The 733-nt window shown below is 64.1% G+C and carries 1 protein-coding gene; it reads right to left on the bottom strand.

Annotated features, from left to right (window positions below):
• Window positions 1-733, bottom strand: a 733-nt coding sequence (locus tag AC628_RS41430; protein ID WP_245321607.1) for a host specificity factor TipJ family phage tail protein, incomplete at both ends; no start/stop codon positions are given.

Here is a 733-nt window from a genome sequence, read left to right as displayed (position 1 = left end):
AACCCGCTGGTCATCAACCACCATGTTGACCGTGAACTTGTCGCCGCTCGGCGAGCCGTCCAGGACAACGCACAGCCGCGATTGGCTTACGCCCGTGCCGAGATCAAACGACGGATACTCCGCACCATCCTCGCGGGCCAGGACAGCCGCGAGTGTGGTCGCCTGCGCAGTCTGTGCGGCAGCCAGGCTCGCAGCGTCGAGGACGGCATGCGCAGCGTCGACGCCGCGGCTGCACAGCACCGGACCAAAGAACTTTCCGTTTGGCTTGCGCAGACGGATATAGAACGGCCCTTCATCCCAGACCGGCACCGGGTTGAGCGCCAGCGTCGCGCCGGCGACGCCGACGACGGCGCCACCATAGCCATAGTTTTCCGGCAGATCAGATTGCACCCTGACGACAGATCCGCGCGTGATCGCCCTGCCCTCATATTCCGAGCCGAGCGCGACATTCTCCCGCCGATAGATCGACTGCAGATAATAGAACGCGCATTCCCGGAACGCCTGGTCACGGTTGACGATGCCGTCGACGCGCTTGGTCTCAGCATTGACCGACGTGAATGCGTCGCTGTCCGGCGGATACTGCACCTGCGCCGGCCGCCAGGTCTGCTCGTCAACGTACTCGACCACGACGGCGTCGGGATCTTCCTCGCCCAGCATCGTGAAACTGACCTGCATCGAATCCCGCACGATCTCGCGATCGGTCAGGAGCATGGTCGGCACGTCGCGCCACTCG

Source organism: Bradyrhizobium sp. NAS96.2 (assembly GCF_001908235.1).
GTDB lineage: Bacteria > Pseudomonadota > Alphaproteobacteria > Rhizobiales > Xanthobacteraceae > Bradyrhizobium.
The sequence above is the reverse complement of the archived record's forward strand: the minus strand, read 5'-3'. Positions and strand labels throughout refer to the sequence as shown.